The sequence below is a fragment of the Dorea sp. 210702-DFI.3.125 genome, assembly GCF_020560945.1.
GTDB lineage: Bacteria > Bacillota > Clostridia > Lachnospirales > Lachnospiraceae > Dorea > Dorea formicigenerans.
Genome location: NZ_JAJCNF010000009.1, coordinates 1 through 14784 on the forward strand (window position 1 = coordinate 1; position 14784 = coordinate 14784).

Here is a 14784-nt window from a genome sequence, read left to right on the forward strand (position 1 = left end):
GTCATGCAATTGCATGACGTGCACCTCGCAGCAAGAATGCCGAGGCATTCTTGAATTTTTATGTGAGAAAATGAATGACATGGTAATGTGGAACGTGTTCCAAATAAATTACAAAAGCATATTATAGTGTGCTAAAATAAGTTTAACAAATCAAGAAAGTGCATAAGAAAAGGAGAACTTTACTATGGGAATTGATTGGGAAGAACAGTTAGGTGCAGAAGGCGCAGATATGGCACGTGCTTACGAGGATAGTTTACCGGAAGAGGATTGTGGAACAACAAGCCATTATGTTTCCGGGACAAGGTTTGAGGATGATGTTGTTGGCTCATATATTTATGAAACGATGGATAATTTTGACAGTACTCTAAGGGACTGGGGATTTTACGATAAAGATGCATGTGTGGGCGAGCCAAGTTTTGACGATCCGTGTTGGAAACTTGAAAGTAAGACTAGTGATGAACTGATAGAGGAATGTATAAAATTCAGTCAGGAGGCGAAGCATGTAAAGTGTGTTTTGAAGGATGCGGGACAAGATATAGATACACTGTTTGATTATTTGGACAGTCGTGCTTTGTGTGATCAGAATGTTTCAGCAGGGGAGAGAGAAGAAGATAGAAGAATAATTGAATCGAAACTGAGATATGAAGAGGAGTCTATGGGGGATGATGAATTGCGTGAAAAGTGTAGAGCTATGACTCGTGACGAACTCATAGATAAACATATAGATATCGAAGGGATTAAAGATGCAGCAGTATATATTTTGTTGTTTATCGAAGATGTTATAAAAGAACTGCGTACTGATTGGTGTGGTGAGTTTGAGGGTAAACAGGATCTGAAAGACTTGATGGAGAAATATAAGGAACCTTTACCTGAAACAAGGAAAATGGCCGAAAAACAAGCTATGATTGAAAAAGACGGATCGATTACCCCAGCTCCGGATGATTATGAGTTCACAGAGGCTGATGAACTTCCGCTGTAGGAATATGATAAGAAAGGCAAAACGAAAAAACTCTGACCGGATTAAAGTCCGGCCAGAGTTTTTGTTTTCTCATAAAAAAGATAATTAAATGCAGCAATCGCGCGTCCGACACCGATGACAGCAAGGACGGTTCCAAGTCCAATGCCGACCAGATGGTGAGCGAAGATCAAACCGACGCTGATGGTCACGCAGATGTTGAACAGATCGAAGCAGTTCTTTGTAAATCCGGTGCTTTTGTGAATGGTATCAGCAATTGCCTGTACGATACCGTCTCCCGGATTTGGAATGACACGCATATTCAGTGACATGGCGGCACCGACGCCGGTCAGTATAATAGCGATGATCAGGAAAAAGACCCGTCCGGCAAATGTTCCGGAAAAGCTGTTCGCGCAGTCTGTTTTCAGATCAGGAATCCATGCACCGAACACATTTAAAAATCTTGTAAATACAAGACTTAATGGAATCTGTAAAAAATCCATAATAAGAACAAGCTTCAGATTCATTTCATTTGCATGCTCCAAAGCAATATCTTCACGTTTCAGTTCTTTCCGGCACAGGATGGTATGAAGAAGTATTTCTACCAGAACAAAGATACAATAAAGTACCATCGTCATATTTCCAAAGTTTAGATTCCAAATTGTGGATATGCTGTAAGATACGGAGATGATGGGAGAGACCCCAAGTCCCGTCTTCGTATTCAGAGAGATACCGAGGGCCAGTACCAGTAATCCTACTAAGTAAAAGCCCCCACGGTAAATGTAATTCTTTTGCATTAAGCTAATTTTTCTCCAGTTAACATCTCATAGCTCTGTAAGTATTTATCGATTGTTTTCTCGACGATTTCATCCGGAAGGGTCCAGTCATTATCCGGATTTGCTTTCAGCCAGTCACGGGCGAACTGCTTGTCGAAGGACGGCTGTCCATGACCCGGCTCATAACCATCTGCTGGCCAGAAACGGGAGCTGTCTGGTGTGAGCATCTCGTCACCAAGTACCATGTTACCGTTCTCATCAAGACCGAATTCAAATTTTGTATCAGCAATGATGATACCGCGTGTCAGTGCGTAGTCCGCACATTTCTTATAAAGAGCGATGGTGTAATCGCGAAGTTTCTTGGCATACTCTTCACCTTTTCCAGGGAAGTATTTTTCAAGATGAGCAATGCTCTGCTCATAGGAAATATTCTCGTCGTGGTCACCAATCTCAGCTTTTGTAGATGGTGTGTAGATTGGTTCTGGAAGTTTATCGGACTCTTTTAATCCTTCCGGAAGAGTGATTCCGCAGACTGTTCCATTTTCTTTATAGCTTGCCCAGCCGCTTCCTGTAATGTATCCGCGGACAATGCACTCGATTGGAAGCATTTCAAGCTTGCGGCACATCATACTGTTGCCATCGAACTCTGGTTTCTGGAAGAACTCAGGCATATCTTTTACATCAGTAGAGATCATATGGTTCGGAATAATGTCTTTTGTCAGATTGAACCAGAACTTGGACATCTGAGTCAGAACAGTTCCTTTTTTTGTAACGACGTTATTAAGAATCACATCAAAACAGCTGATGCGGTCCGTAGCAACCATAATCAGGCTGTCACCGTTATCATAGATTTCACGTACTTTTCCTTCTTTGATTGGTTTCATCTTAATACCTCACTATTATCAATAATTTTATTCGGGTTATCCTGGCGCGGTTTATATCGCCTACTTATAAGTTAAGCAGATTTTATTACAAAAAACAATAGCTAATTGCTTCAAAACATGAAAATTCATGCTGTTTTATAAGGATTATAAAACAATATTGTAAGCATTTATAAACGCAGCTTATCTAATGAGACATATTTCTCAACAATTGATAGTTGATATTCCGCTTGTTAGAAAAACAGCAGGTCAGAGCATGTCATCGGAGTGGGAACCAAAGTGTAACTTCAAAGACTCCGGATACATTTTCAGAGGCGAAGGCTGAACTTGTATTCTGAGAAATGTTATGGTTTCCCGGGCTGTCTGATGATGTTTTCTTTGTCAGAAGCATTTCGCCGTCCATCATCTGCATCATCCGCTGGACATTACGAAGTCCGATATTGCTGCTTCCGACATCAGAATGTTCTTGCTTGATTGCATTGGAAACAGTCACAGTAAAGCGCTGTTTACGGATGGAACTGCGGACGATGACCGGAGTTCCTTTGTCTCCATATTTTAAAATATTAGAGAACAGATTGGTAAAAATGCGATTGATCATTGTTTTGTCGCTGAGCAGAATACCAGTCACTTCTGGAATTTTAACATTTGTCGTAAATCCGGCCAGACTAATGAAATCGCAATTTTCCTGAATACATTGAAAAATGTAATCGGTAGACAGCCAGGACATGTCAGGAGTTTCCTGCTCTTCGGAAACAAGGGCGTAGCTGAACATTTGATCCGTCAGTTCTTTAATATCGGAAGCTTTTTTCAGACACCGGTCCAGATAATCCGCCTGCTTTTCAGGAGTTCTTCCAAGCCTTAATACTTCCAGATATCCGGTCAGAATTGTAAGTGGCGTCCGTAAATCATGGGAGAGTGCTGTGATCAGGTCCTGATTTGCTTTTCGGCTTTCTTGCTCACGGACAATATTTTCATTTAAAGAGATACGAAGATGATTCAACTCATTTGCCAAAATGCCAATTTCATCTTTACTATATTGCGGAACCGGGTGGGTCAAATCCCCTGTGGACATCAGCAAAATTTCCTGCTCCAGAGCCAGTACTTCGCGCATCTTCCGGTTCATGAAGAACAAGACGATTCCAAGAAAGACCAGGACACTTAAAAGTAGCGAAAGAAACATATAAGGGTAAATGAAAAGGGCACGCTGGTAATTGACAACAACGACTTGAGCTTTTCCGTTTTGAAATTGGAGATACCCTTGACGAAAATCTTCCCCTTCCCCATCAGTTAACCTGTATCCAAGATCGAAAAAAGTCCGGAAACCGGAATGCTTTTCGTCCATAATTTTTGCATATTGTCCTGTAATATAAAGGCCATCCTCCTGTTCGTAAAGATAAATGCTTGTGTATTTATCTGCCAGATCTAGAAGGGGTTTTATTGCTTTTGCGGCAGCTTCATCGTCTGAGGATTCTGGAAGTGATAAATTTTGTGCAGTTTCGTCCAATTTCGTCCAGAAATCTTCGTCATCAATCTGGGACTGTAAAATTTCAAAATTGCCTGTCCAGTTTACCAGAGTCCATTTATTTAGCCAAAGCAGTTCGAATAATGTTGCAGAAATCGTCAGAGCCAGAAGCAAGATCAAAAGAAAACGGTTCTGTAATTTCATGGTACTGAATTTTTTTTTCATGCTGTTACCTCATTGTTACTGAATGAAAATTATTAGTCGCAACGATACCCTTTTCCCCAGACTGTTTTAATTAGTTCAGGATTACCGGGATTATCTTCCACTTTGGAGCGTAAGTTTCGAATATGTACGGTGACAGTATTATTTGCACCGTAGTAATAAGGCTCCTGCCAGACAGACTCAAAAAGACGCTGGGCAGAAAATGTCTGGTGGCGGTTCGCGACCAGCAGTTCCAACATGGAGTATTCCGTTTCTGTAAGGTCTAAAAGCTGTCCATTTTTATGAACCTCCCGGACAGTCTGGTTTATTTCCAGATCGTGAAAGAGCAGGATACGATGCCTGGAGTCAGAAGCATTCGATGTACTAGCTATTGGCTCAGCAGTCGGATTAACAGAAGCACTATTGATACTTTGATTGCCGCTTTCATTTTTCCCTTTGTATACCTGATAACGCCGAATCAATGCTTTGCTCCGGCTGATCAGTTCGTTGTAGGAAAATGGTTTTGCCAGATAATCATCACCGCCGCTGGAAAAGCCAAGTGTCTTATCGCTTTCCTTTGTGCGGGCACTTAAAAACAGAATTGGCGCATTGCTCAGTTCCCGGATTTTCCGGCATGTCTGATAGCCATTTGGCCCCGGCATCATAATATCCAGAATAATCAGGTCGAAATCCTGCTGCTCAATGAGTGTAAGTGCCTGCGCCCCATTTTCTGCTTCAGATACTTCGAAACCTTCCCCACCAAGCAGCACATTTATAATTTCCCGGATTTCCGGGTTGTCATCTACGATTAAAATACAAGTCTTATCCATAGAAATAACTCCTTTCGATAGATCTATTATACAGGAGTTTAGAAAAAATAAAAAATCTTCTTAAGAAACTTTAAGATTTAATTAGGCATTTTCTTAAGGGATGAGTGTTAAACTTTGGGCATACTGAATGATAAAGCAGAGATGACGAGTAGTGTCTTCTGCAGGGACTGAATTTATGGAGGTATGCAAAATGGACAGAATCAGTATTGTGGTTCCGTGTTTTAACGAAGAGGAAGCGTTGCCGGTGTATTATCGGGAGATAAAGCGCGTCATGGGCGAGCTGTCAGAGGTTTCCTTTGAGATCCTTTTCGTGGACGATGGTTCCAGCGACAAGACTTTAGAAATATTGAAACAATTAAATGCAAAAGATGGAAGATGTGAATATTTATCTTTCTCCAGAAACTTTGGAAAAGAAGCAGCTATATACGCGGGGCTTAAACATGCAAGTGGAGACTATGTGGCAACGATGGACGTAGATCTCCAGGATCCACCTGGACTTCTTCCGGAAATGTATCGTATTTTGAAGGAAGAACCTTATGACAGTGTTGCGACAAGACGTGCCACCAGAACCGGAGAGCCAAAAATCCGCTCCTTCTTATCTGAGACATTTTATAAGTTTATTAACAGCATTTCCAAGACAGAAATTGTCAATGGTGCAAGAGATTACCGGCTGATGAAACGGATTATGGTGGACGCCGTATTGGAAATGAGTGAATATAATCGTTTCTCGAAGGGAATTTTCGGCTGGGTCGGATTCCGTACAAAATGGCTGGAATTCCAAAACGTGGAGCGTTCGGCAGGAGAAACAAAATGGTCTCTTCGGAAACTATTTTCTTATTCGCTGGAAGGAATTACCGGATTTTCAGTAGCACCTTTGTCTCTGGCATCTGTTATGGGAGTAGGGTTCTGCGCGTTGGCATTTATTATGATTGCAGTAATCATAGTACGGACATTAATTTGGGGCGATCCGGTTGCAGGCTGGCCGTCAATGGTATGTATTATCTTTTTGGTGAGCGGGGTTCAACTGTTCTGTCTTGGAATCGTGGGAGAGTATCTGGCTAAGACATATCTGGAGACGAAGCACCGTCCGATATTTATATTGAAAGAAAGTAAAGTTCAGACGGCAGGAAAAGTAGCAGGAGACAGCTTTGTGGGAAGCGGTGTGAATGCTGTAATGCGAGAAAAGAAATCCGGGGAGGAATCTCATGAAGACAAGACAGTCAAAGCGTCTGCATAATCAAAATGTTAGAACAACAAAGCCGGAGCATCTGCATAATAATGAAGAATCAACGATGTCAAAATATCTGTATTATGCAGGGTATGTAATACTTGCAGCACTGACATTATTTTTCTGCTGGATGTTTTGCCTCAGATGGGGAGTATTTGGAGCGAAGGTGGACTGGATCAGCCAGCACAGTGTTATTCCGGATTATTTCAGAAAACAGTTTTATGAGACAGGAAATCTATTCCCGGAATTCGCTATGAACCTGGGCGGAGGACAGAACATATACAATTATTCATATTATGGACTTTACAGTCCGTTATTTTTGTTGTCCTACGCATTGCCTTTTGTGAAAATGTCTACGTATGTTATTGTTATGGAAATGCTATGCTTGATGGCTTCGGTGCTTTTATTGTATCTGTGGCTGAATCGAAAAGGATTTGGCAGAGCTGTCAGCTTCGCTGTGGCTGTTATTTTTTTGCTGACGGGACCTATGATCTGCCAGTCCTACAGCCAGATTATGTTCGTTAATTACATGCCATTTTTAATCCTGGCTATGATGGGCGTGGACAGATACTTTGAAAAAAGGCGTTCAGGGCTTTTGGCAGTCAGTACATTTCTTATGATCATGACCAGCTTTTACTTCAGTATCGGAGGAATGCTGGCGTTGGTAATCTATGGAATTCATTGTTACGGACGAAAACTGGAAGGAAAAAATGAGCGTGCCACAGTAAAAGGGTTTCTGTGCGAGGGCGTGAGATTTCTTCTGCCTATGATTTTTGCAGTACTGGCAAGCGGAGTCCTTCTTGTGCCGACAGCCCTTGCATTGATCGGAAGAAGTTCCGCTGAATCTTCCGGAGGCAGCGCGAATGCAGAATGCCTGTCGGTATTGCTTGGAAGTGGAAATGCGACAAAAATCCTGAAGGGGCTTTTCTTTCCGCAACTTAGATTGTCAGGAGTTTTTTATTCACCGTATGGTCTGGGATTCGGAACGCTGATGCTGACGGTGCTTGTTGCGACCATGTTCAGGCGAAGATGGAGTGACAGCGTAATGGCGTGGATTATTGCCATTGTCGCAGGCGTGCCGGTTTTTGTATACATTTTAAATGGGGGACTTTATCTGAGGGACAAGGCACTGATCCCGTTAATTCCGCTTTTTTGCTATATGCTTGCCATGTATTTAAAGAAGGTGAGCTGTGAAGAGTTTTCGTGGGGCGGCTGTATTCCATATGTTGTCACGATGGAACTTATCTATATAGGAAGAAACCAGGAAGGAATGGGAAATCTGTGGCCATTTTTGATGACAGAATCTCAGATTATGTTTGGTTGTTATCTGGCAACAGGTGTGATAAAAGAAGTGTGGAGAAAACGAAGGAAGACAATCTGGAGAATTAGAGGAACAGTTTTAATTTTAGCAGGTTCTATGGCGGTATTTCTGGCAGTATTTGATAATCAGTATGCCAAAGAAAAACAGGAGATGCTGGATACAACATTTTATAAACAGGTAACAGATCCTAAAATCACAGATGCAATTCAGACAGCAACCGATGAGGCAAAAAAAGATGGAGGATTTTACCGGACAGTCCAGCTTGGCACTGACGATGAAAATGCAGCAAATTTAAATCGCGTGTGGAACACAGATCAGTACATTTCTTCCATCTATTCTTCTTCCTATAATAAGGCCTACCAGAATTTTAGAAAGGATACATTTGGTCTGGAACAGCCTTACCGGAATTTCCTGATGCAGTCTGAGGAGTCAAATCCGATTTATGCGAGATTCATGGGTGAAAAATACATTGTTACAAAGTCTAAGATGAAAGGTGTCAGGCTTCTTGGAAAGTCGGGGGAGTGGAAGATTTATGAAAATGAAAGCGCAGCTTCGATCATCTATGGAACAAGCCAGGTTATGAGTGAGAAAAATTATGATAAGTTGGACTATCCATATAATCAGACAACGCTTCTTCAGAAGGCAGTTGTGCCGGAGAGTGCCACGAAGCAGACGGACAGTATAGCGGCGGTGGACAATTTGCACAACGCAGTACTGCAATTTGGGGAAAACTCCTGTATTTCCGAGACAGACGGTGGATATCATATTTTTGCCAAAAAGGATACAAAAGTCAAAGCAGAGATTGTGAGCCAGATAGACATAAATTCAGTGAATACAGTGAATACAGAGAATGCCGGTGAAAACACAAACGTTGCGAATGAAACACAAACAGATTCTGGTAACAGAGTTTTATTGCTTCGGTTCAAGGTCAAGAATCTGAAACCCTCAAAAGATCTGACAATCTGGGTGGATGGCAATCGTAATAAACTGAGCGCTAAGCAACGGGTCTATTATAATGATAACACAACGTTTACTTATGCAGTGGCACTTGAGGGTGATGAAAATCAGGTAGAGGTTACATTTAGCAAAGGAAAATATAATCTGACTGATGTAGAAGCATATATAGCAACGTTGCCGGGAACAGAGCTTTACGAATCAGAGTTTTTACAAAATAGCACAAAGACAAAGGGAAACGTAATTGCCGGAAATCTGACAATGCAAAAGTCAGGATATCTGATTACTTCGATTCCATACGATTCCGGATTCAAAATACAGGTTGATGGAAAAAATGTAAAAAGTGAGAAAGTAAATACAGCGTTCCTTGGCTGTAAGCTGAAGGCAGGGGAGCATGACATTGTCATCACATACCATGCACCGGGGATGGCAGCAGGAAAAGTGATGTCCTTTGTCGGAATGATGGGATTTCTTATTTTATCTGTGTTAGAACATGTTGACACAAAAAAATGAAAGTGGTAAATTTAAAAGAGAAGTTAGCGAGTGCTAAATACGTCAGATGAGCCGGAAATCATTTGACCGACACCGCCAGTGAGGCTCGAATCATATAGGAAAGAGGGAATCTAACATGGGAAGATATTATCGTTTATCTAAGAAAATCACAGATGATATGGCAACCGCAATTTTGAACGAGATTAATGAACTGGAAAATGTTCAGACAGCAAGAATAACAGAAGATAATAAGTATCTGTTCGTGGACACGAAGGATCAGCAGTATCCAGAGGTTATGACACGTGCATTGAATATCTGCAGCCGTCTGGGTGGCAAATGCGAACTTTCATTTGCAGGTTTTGAAGGTGGATTCCAACCATAGGGTGTAAGAAAAAAATATAAAAATCCGGATTTGCGTAATATCACATGGTTAGTGAGGACTGCGAAAAATCCGGATTTTTTGATTCTGTTGTTTTTTATTAACGGTTATTTCGTTCATGCAGCTTATACAGAACAATTAGTTTGTCTCATTATCTGCGAGGTACTTTTTTAAAGCGGAAAAACTCTCTGAGCTGATGACATGCTCAATCTTACATGCATCTTCAGCGGCAGTTTCCGGATCCACCCCAATTGAAGTCAGAAAACTTGTCAGGAATGTGTGACGTTCGTAAATTTTCCCGGCAATTGCCATACCACTGTCTGTCAGGTTGATATAACCATTTTCATCAACAGTAATATAATTATTTAATCGAAGATTCTTCATTGCAACACTGACACTCGGCTTAGAAAAAGAAAGCTCATGTGCAATATCAATTGACCTGACATTTCCAAGTCTGTTTTTCAGAATCAGTATTGTTTCCAGATAATCTTCTGCAGATTCACGTATTACCATAATAAACACCTCGCTTTGCGGTAAAATAATCCCCTGTCCGTTGGAATTGTATTAGAAATTATATCATAAAATGGGAAGTTGTTCAATTTCTATTGGAGGAATTGAACTGATAATAAATTTCAAAAAATTTCTCACTGGTCATGGCAGAGGATATATAGTATAAGGTTAATGACAAAGAAGGACTTTTCTATTACAATATTATCCATAAGAGTTGGTATGATTGTAAAAGAGAAGTCTTTTACTTATAAAAGTAGATTAAAACAGATTTGGTAAGAATTTTTAGGATTGAGCATGCAAGTACAGGAAAGGGGAGATTTAAAATGATTTATATAACCGGTGACTGCCACAATAATTTTGAACGATTTAACACCCGGAATTTCCCGGAACAGAAAGAGATGACAAAAGATGATTATGTCATAATCTGCGGAGATTTCGGCGGGGTGTGGAACAAAGATGGGGAAAGCAAGATGGAAACGAGTGCTCTTGACTGGTTAGACGGCAAAGCATTTACTACATTATTTGTTGACGGAAACCATGAGAATTTTGACCGCCTGTACGCCTATCCGGTGGAAATGTGGCATGGAGGGAAAGCCCATAAAATACGTCCCTCCGTCATTCATCTGATGCGTGGGCAGATATTTGAGCTGGAAGAAAAAAAGATATTTACTTTTGGAGGTGCCAGCAGTCATGATATTTCAGCCGGTATTCTTGAGCCAGATGATCCAAAGTTCAAGCTTAAGAAAAAAGTATTAGACCGGGGCTGGGAGCCATACCGTATTAATCACATAAGCTGGTGGAAGGAAGAACTGCCGTCAGAAGAGGAGAAACAAGAAGGTCTAAAGAATCTGCAGAAATATCATAATGAAGTGGACTTTATTGTGACTCACTGCTGTGCGTCCAGCACGCAGGCAATCATGAGTGATGGATTATATAAACCGGATATGCTGACGGAATATTTTGAAAAGATTCGGCAGACAGCCAGATTTAAAAAATGGTTTTTTGGACATTATCATGATAATCGAAACGTAACAAAGGATGAATTACTGCTGTGGGAGCAGATTATCAGAATATCGTAGAGAAAATATTTATTACGAGCGACAAATGTTTGTGTGATACAATGATGTGTATAAGAAAATGAGAAAGGGTGAAAAAATGAAAATCAGTGAATTTTTTGAATATAATAATCAACAGGTATTAGAAGAAAATGAGAATATATTAGAGTATTTGGAACAGATTTTTGGGAAATCAACGGAGATAGATCGCGAAGGAAAAAAAGAATTTACTTTCGGAAAGGTAATAGGTCTTGTAACAGATAGCTTTTTAGATGAAAAGACAAAACGTCAGAAGGTATCTATGCTATTGTGTGATACGGATTCTAAGTTATTACTTTGGAATGGACGACCTGTGGAAATATTAAGAACCAACCCCGAAAATCGTCTGGAAGAGAAAAAATCTTATATTCAGGGTCTTTTCTTTAGTGGAAGTGAATTATTTACAAGAAATCCTCAGCCTTGCGAAGAGGTTCCCAGGGCAAATATGGTCACGTCTTTCGTTTCTGATTTGGACGAGGAAATAAGAACTGCCGAGGAAACAGATGAAAATATTCTATCACTGAAAAATAAACTGGAGGACCAGGGCTATCATTGTAATATCAAGGTTCTCGCCCAGTTCCTTTTGGGGTTGAATACAAATCAGCTCATAATTTTACACGGAGCACCGGGCATGGGAAAGACAAGTTTTGTATCAAATATAGCCAGAGCGCTTGGATTTGCATATAAGATCATTCCAGTAAGACCGAACTGGATTGATAATCAGGATCTGACAGGATATTTTAACCCGGTAGAACGAAGATATTATTCCACCCCATTTCTGGATGCACTTTGTGAGGCAAAGGAGAATCCCCAAAAGCATTATCTCATTTGTCTGGATGAGATGAATCTTGCGCATGTAGAGTATTATTTCTCAGACGTGTTAAGCAGTATGGAATCGGGAGAAGGAATTCCATTATATGCTCATAAAGACCAGGAAAATGCATGGAAGAGACAGGAAGCTATCATGGCATCTCATAATGAGAATACCGTAGAATGGCTGGATGCAAAGACTGATCAGGAAAATCTTAAAAATCGTTATACACCGGAATTTGAAATTCCGCAGAATGTAACATTTGTAGGAACCCTCAATATGGATGCGACTACCAATGATCTAAGCCCGAAGGTGATTGACAGAAGCTGCATTATAAAAGTGACAAAAGATGCAGGAGAGACTTTGTGCCCATTTGAACAAGGTGTTATGACTTTAGAAGAGATGCAGGGAGAAGATTCATTTGAAAAACAGCTTTTGAAAGCTCTGAAGAAAGATGTTTCCAATCGTGTGGAGAGACAAAGAGTCAGAATGAGAGAGAGACTAAAGAGTGGATACTTAAAGGAACGGCTTTCTGACAGAGATTTCCAGGACATGTATCTTGCAATGAAAGTGTTGCCAGCCCTGAACGTAGAGGAAGTGGAGTGTACGTTGGATGATGGAGAATTCTCCATTGGTGATTTTCTTATTGAGGGCGGAGATGCGAACTGGGAGAAAATGTATCCGTTGACAGTCACATATCTGAAACAAATGTGCAGTCCGGAAGAGAAAACCATGAATTATTGGAGAATGAATTAACAAAAGAGGAATACAAATGCAGGCAGTTTTTTTGAATAATAAAACATGCGAGAGAGTACATCCTGTAAGGATTCGTAAGGATAATCCGGATGCGGAACCATTTTATGAAGGAATGGATGAGCCTTTAAGAGAGATTCACGATATCTGGATCATGCAGTATCTGAGAGTTGATGGAGCTTATTTTCCGAGAATTGCTTTTGAGGCAAATGAGGATGAAAATATAGAATTCGATTCAAATCAGGAATATGAGATACTGTCCAGGAAAACAGATGGGTATACTTATTTCATTCCGGAAAATTTTAATATCTATACAGTTGGAGATGCACAATTCTTTTACCGGAAGAATGGAAAGAAACAAAAAATCCGAATACATGTTGCTTCTATGCTGGATGGGAAAACCTATGAGAAAATTCTAAAGGAACTGACAGCAATCAGTATCCGTTTTCTTTATATGACTATGAATGATGGGAAAAACAGGCGTATAAAAAGGGAGTACCTGACAGAGTATGAATTGGAAATTCATCAGCTGGAACACACAATTAAAGAAATGTCAGAGACATTAAAAGCATTGGACCGGGAGCCGGTAACGGATATGATAAGCCGGCCGGCGAGACAGAATTTCAGACAGGTAAAACATCTGGACGCCAATGTTATTATGGATCATTATGTGTTAAAGAAACCGAAGGTGCGTACAAGAGTCCATGAAAAAACATTTCACATTTATGAAAACCAGAAGGTATATAATTTTGTGAAATTACTGGAGAAGCGTCTGTGGGCACTGGAACAGGAACTGGAAGATAAGAAAATGCAGATGAATCGGGCAGCTCAAGGAGAAAATAGATCCAAGTATGATGATGTAGAAGAAAATTCGGGTGTTGCAGGAACGAAAAAATCCATAGATGAACTATGTAGTACCATTACAAATCTTAAGGGAAAACTTCAGGCTGTTTACCAGATTCCTATGTTTAAAAATGAGAAATATAAAGAACAAAAGGTATATCCGCTTCGGACTTCGAACCTGTTTGTAAATCATAAAAGATATAAGAAATTATTTCATCAAATGCGGACTTATCGAGAGATGGGAGAGCTTGTCGAGGAGACAGTGCAATATAGCAGCTACCATAAATCATCGGAAATCTATGAAATCTGGTGCTATTTTAAAATATTAGAAATATTCATCCTGGAGAAAGGATATGTCATTGATCGGATATCCTGGCCGGGAAAAAAGGAAAAGCCGTTTGTATTCGAAGCATGGGAAAATCAGGATTACAGTAAAGTGGTTCATGCTATAAAAAAATATATTGAAAATCGTGAAAAAAGAGATTCTGTGAAAATACTGGAAGAACTGGTGATCCATATTACTAACGGGAAAAATGATATTTATCTGGGTTATAATTGTACATTTCAAGGGGAAAAAGCTTCAAAAGCAGAAGTGGATGAAAAAGGAGCAGTCCAGTACAGCACAGAGCAGCTAAGACCGGACATTTTTCTGATTCTCAATAAAGAAATATTCTTCGCTTGTGATGCAAAGTATAAGAATTATTCAAAGGAGTTCATGGGAATACAGGCCTGGTACACAGATTTATTCGAATGTGGAGCCTATAAATATATTTACCGACTGAATCTTGGAAATGTTACGGATGAAAATTCGGGTAAATGTATGCTTCCAGTGAAGAAAAAATTTGTGGGAGAGGATAGCCTGAAGCCGGTTCTGAAAAATGGAGGAGTCTGTATACTTACACCGGCTATTTCAGATTCAGACATGCCGTCATATTATAATGGGTTCGAAATCGAAAAAAAATATGAGACGTTTTTGGAATTACTACAAGAAGGAAAAGTGAATCGGGATTATAGAGGATGTGAAATACTGGATTCCAGAGAATATAGTTGTAAATTGAAAGAAGCAATCTGTGGCGAGGATGGAAGAGAATCAAAGTACGAATACAGGATAGCATCTACAAAATTTCTTCCGGGAAACGACCGGGGATTTTACAATTTGTTTTATGAGGCATTCGAGTATGGTCAGGCACATTTTTTAAAAGCAGTATTTTGAGGTAAAAAAAGAAACAGAAGTAATCTGATCATAAAGCCGATGCAGGACTTTTGAATCCTGTATCGGCTTCGGAGATTCCAT

12 protein-coding genes are annotated in these 14784 nt (G+C 40.2%); 7 read left to right on the forward strand and 5 right to left on the reverse strand.

The features are described from left to right. The first annotated feature begins 184 nt into the window (after nucleotides 1-184). Nucleotides 185-979, forward strand: a complete 795-nt coding sequence (locus LI164_RS05860) for a hypothetical protein (protein ID WP_005330920.1) — start codon at nucleotides 185-187, stop codon at nucleotides 977-979. A 41-nt stretch (nucleotides 980-1020) separates the two neighbouring features. Here LI164_RS05860 and LI164_RS05865 read toward each other — a convergent pair whose 3' ends face one another. The 4 genes from LI164_RS05865 to LI164_RS05880 form a co-directional block, all read right to left on the reverse strand. Then, complete coding sequence (locus tag LI164_RS05865; protein ID WP_227086881.1) at nucleotides 1021-1752, reverse strand: DUF6198 family protein; 732 nt, start codon at nucleotides 1750-1752, stop codon at nucleotides 1021-1023. Beyond that, a complete protein-coding gene (locus LI164_RS05870) occupies nucleotides 1752-2615 on the reverse strand; it encodes a phosphoribosylaminoimidazolesuccinocarboxamide synthase (RefSeq protein WP_117494849.1) in 864 nt (287 codons plus the stop codon). Before LI164_RS05870 ends, LI164_RS05865 begins: the two co-directional genes overlap by 1 nt. Before the next feature lie 256 nt (nucleotides 2616-2871). After that, nucleotides 2872-4299 (reverse strand): HAMP domain-containing sensor histidine kinase, encoded by a 1428-nt coding sequence (locus LI164_RS05875; protein ID WP_227086882.1) that lies wholly within the window; start codon nucleotides 4297-4299, stop codon nucleotides 2872-2874. A gap of 32 nt (nucleotides 4300-4331) precedes the next feature. Further along, nucleotides 4332-5105 carry a response regulator transcription factor gene (locus tag LI164_RS05880; protein WP_173790000.1) on the reverse strand — a complete coding sequence of 258 codons (774 nt, stop codon included), beginning with the start codon at nucleotides 5103-5105 and terminating at the stop codon, nucleotides 4332-4334. Between the two features lie 190 nt (nucleotides 5106-5295). Here LI164_RS05880 and LI164_RS05885 point away from each other — a divergent pair, with 190 nt between their 5' ends. The 3 genes from LI164_RS05885 (at nucleotide 5296) to LI164_RS05895 (ending at nucleotide 9482) form a co-directional block, all read left to right on the forward strand. Then, nucleotides 5296-6342, forward strand: coding sequence for a glycosyltransferase family 2 protein (locus tag LI164_RS05885; protein ID WP_227086883.1), 1047 nt, complete (start codon nucleotides 5296-5298; stop codon nucleotides 6340-6342). Continuing rightward, a complete protein-coding gene (locus tag LI164_RS05890; protein ID WP_227086884.1) occupies nucleotides 6311-9121 on the forward strand; it encodes a YfhO family protein in 2811 nt (936 codons plus the stop codon). The genes LI164_RS05885 and LI164_RS05890 overlap by 32 nt, the downstream gene beginning before the upstream one ends. Before the next feature lie 115 nt (nucleotides 9122-9236). Beyond that, nucleotides 9237-9482 (forward strand): hypothetical protein, encoded by a 246-nt coding sequence (locus tag LI164_RS05895; RefSeq protein ID WP_005330927.1) that lies wholly within the window; start codon nucleotides 9237-9239, stop codon nucleotides 9480-9482. 135 nt (nucleotides 9483-9617) lie between these two features. Here LI164_RS05895 and LI164_RS05900 read toward each other — a convergent pair whose 3' ends face one another. Further along, nucleotides 9618-9992 (reverse strand): metal-dependent transcriptional regulator, encoded by a 375-nt coding sequence (locus tag LI164_RS05900; RefSeq protein ID WP_227086885.1) that lies wholly within the window; start codon nucleotides 9990-9992, stop codon nucleotides 9618-9620. Nucleotides 9993-10312: 320 nt separating this feature from the next. Here LI164_RS05900 and LI164_RS05905 point away from each other — a divergent pair, with 320 nt between their 5' ends. From LI164_RS05905 to LI164_RS05915, 3 genes are read left to right on the forward strand one after another with little or no spacing between them, the layout of a single operon-like run. Further along, on the forward strand, nucleotides 10313-11068 hold the full coding sequence (locus tag LI164_RS05905) for a metallophosphoesterase (RefSeq protein ID WP_005330930.1): 756 nt from the start codon (nucleotides 10313-10315) through the stop codon (nucleotides 11066-11068). A gap of 58 nt (nucleotides 11069-11126) precedes the next feature. After that, nucleotides 11127-12650: an McrB family protein gene (locus LI164_RS05910; RefSeq protein ID WP_227086886.1), complete on the forward strand. Its 1524-nt coding sequence runs from the start codon at nucleotides 11127-11129 to the stop codon at nucleotides 12648-12650. Nucleotides 12651-12666: 16 nt separating this feature from the next. Continuing rightward, a complete protein-coding gene (locus LI164_RS05915) occupies nucleotides 12667-14703 on the forward strand; it encodes a hypothetical protein (RefSeq protein ID WP_227086887.1) in 2037 nt (678 codons plus the stop codon). Nucleotides 14704-14784 lie beyond the last annotated feature (81 nt).

Coding starts and splice junctions, on each gene's coding strand:
- LI164_RS05860 (WP_005330920.1), top strand. CDS start 185: ATGGGAATTGATTGGGAAGAACAGTTAGGTGCAGAAGGCGCAGATATG.
- LI164_RS05865 (WP_227086881.1), bottom strand. CDS start 1,752: ATGCAAAAGAATTACATTTACCGTGGGGGCTTTTACTTAGTAGGATTA.
- LI164_RS05870 (WP_117494849.1), bottom strand. CDS start 2,615: ATGAAACCAATCAAAGAAGGAAAAGTACGTGAAATCTATGATAACGGT.
- LI164_RS05875 (WP_227086882.1), bottom strand. CDS start 4,299: ATGAAAAAAAAATTCAGTACCATGAAATTACAGAACCGTTTTCTTTTG.
- LI164_RS05880 (WP_173790000.1), bottom strand. CDS start 5,105: ATGGATAAGACTTGTATTTTAATCGTAGATGACAACCCGGAAATCCGG.
- LI164_RS05885 (WP_227086883.1), top strand. CDS start 5,296: ATGGACAGAATCAGTATTGTGGTTCCGTGTTTTAACGAAGAGGAAGCG.
- LI164_RS05890 (WP_227086884.1), top strand. CDS start 6,311: ATGAAGACAAGACAGTCAAAGCGTCTGCATAATCAAAATGTTAGAACA.
- LI164_RS05895 (WP_005330927.1), top strand. CDS start 9,237: ATGGGAAGATATTATCGTTTATCTAAGAAAATCACAGATGATATGGCA.
- LI164_RS05900 (WP_227086885.1), bottom strand. CDS start 9,992: ATGGTAATACGTGAATCTGCAGAAGATTATCTGGAAACAATACTGATT.
- LI164_RS05905 (WP_005330930.1), top strand. CDS start 10,313: ATGATTTATATAACCGGTGACTGCCACAATAATTTTGAACGATTTAAC.
- LI164_RS05910 (WP_227086886.1), top strand. CDS start 11,127: ATGAGAAAGGGTGAAAAAATGAAAATCAGTGAATTTTTTGAATATAAT.
- LI164_RS05915 (WP_227086887.1), top strand. CDS start 12,667: ATGCAGGCAGTTTTTTTGAATAATAAAACATGCGAGAGAGTACATCCT.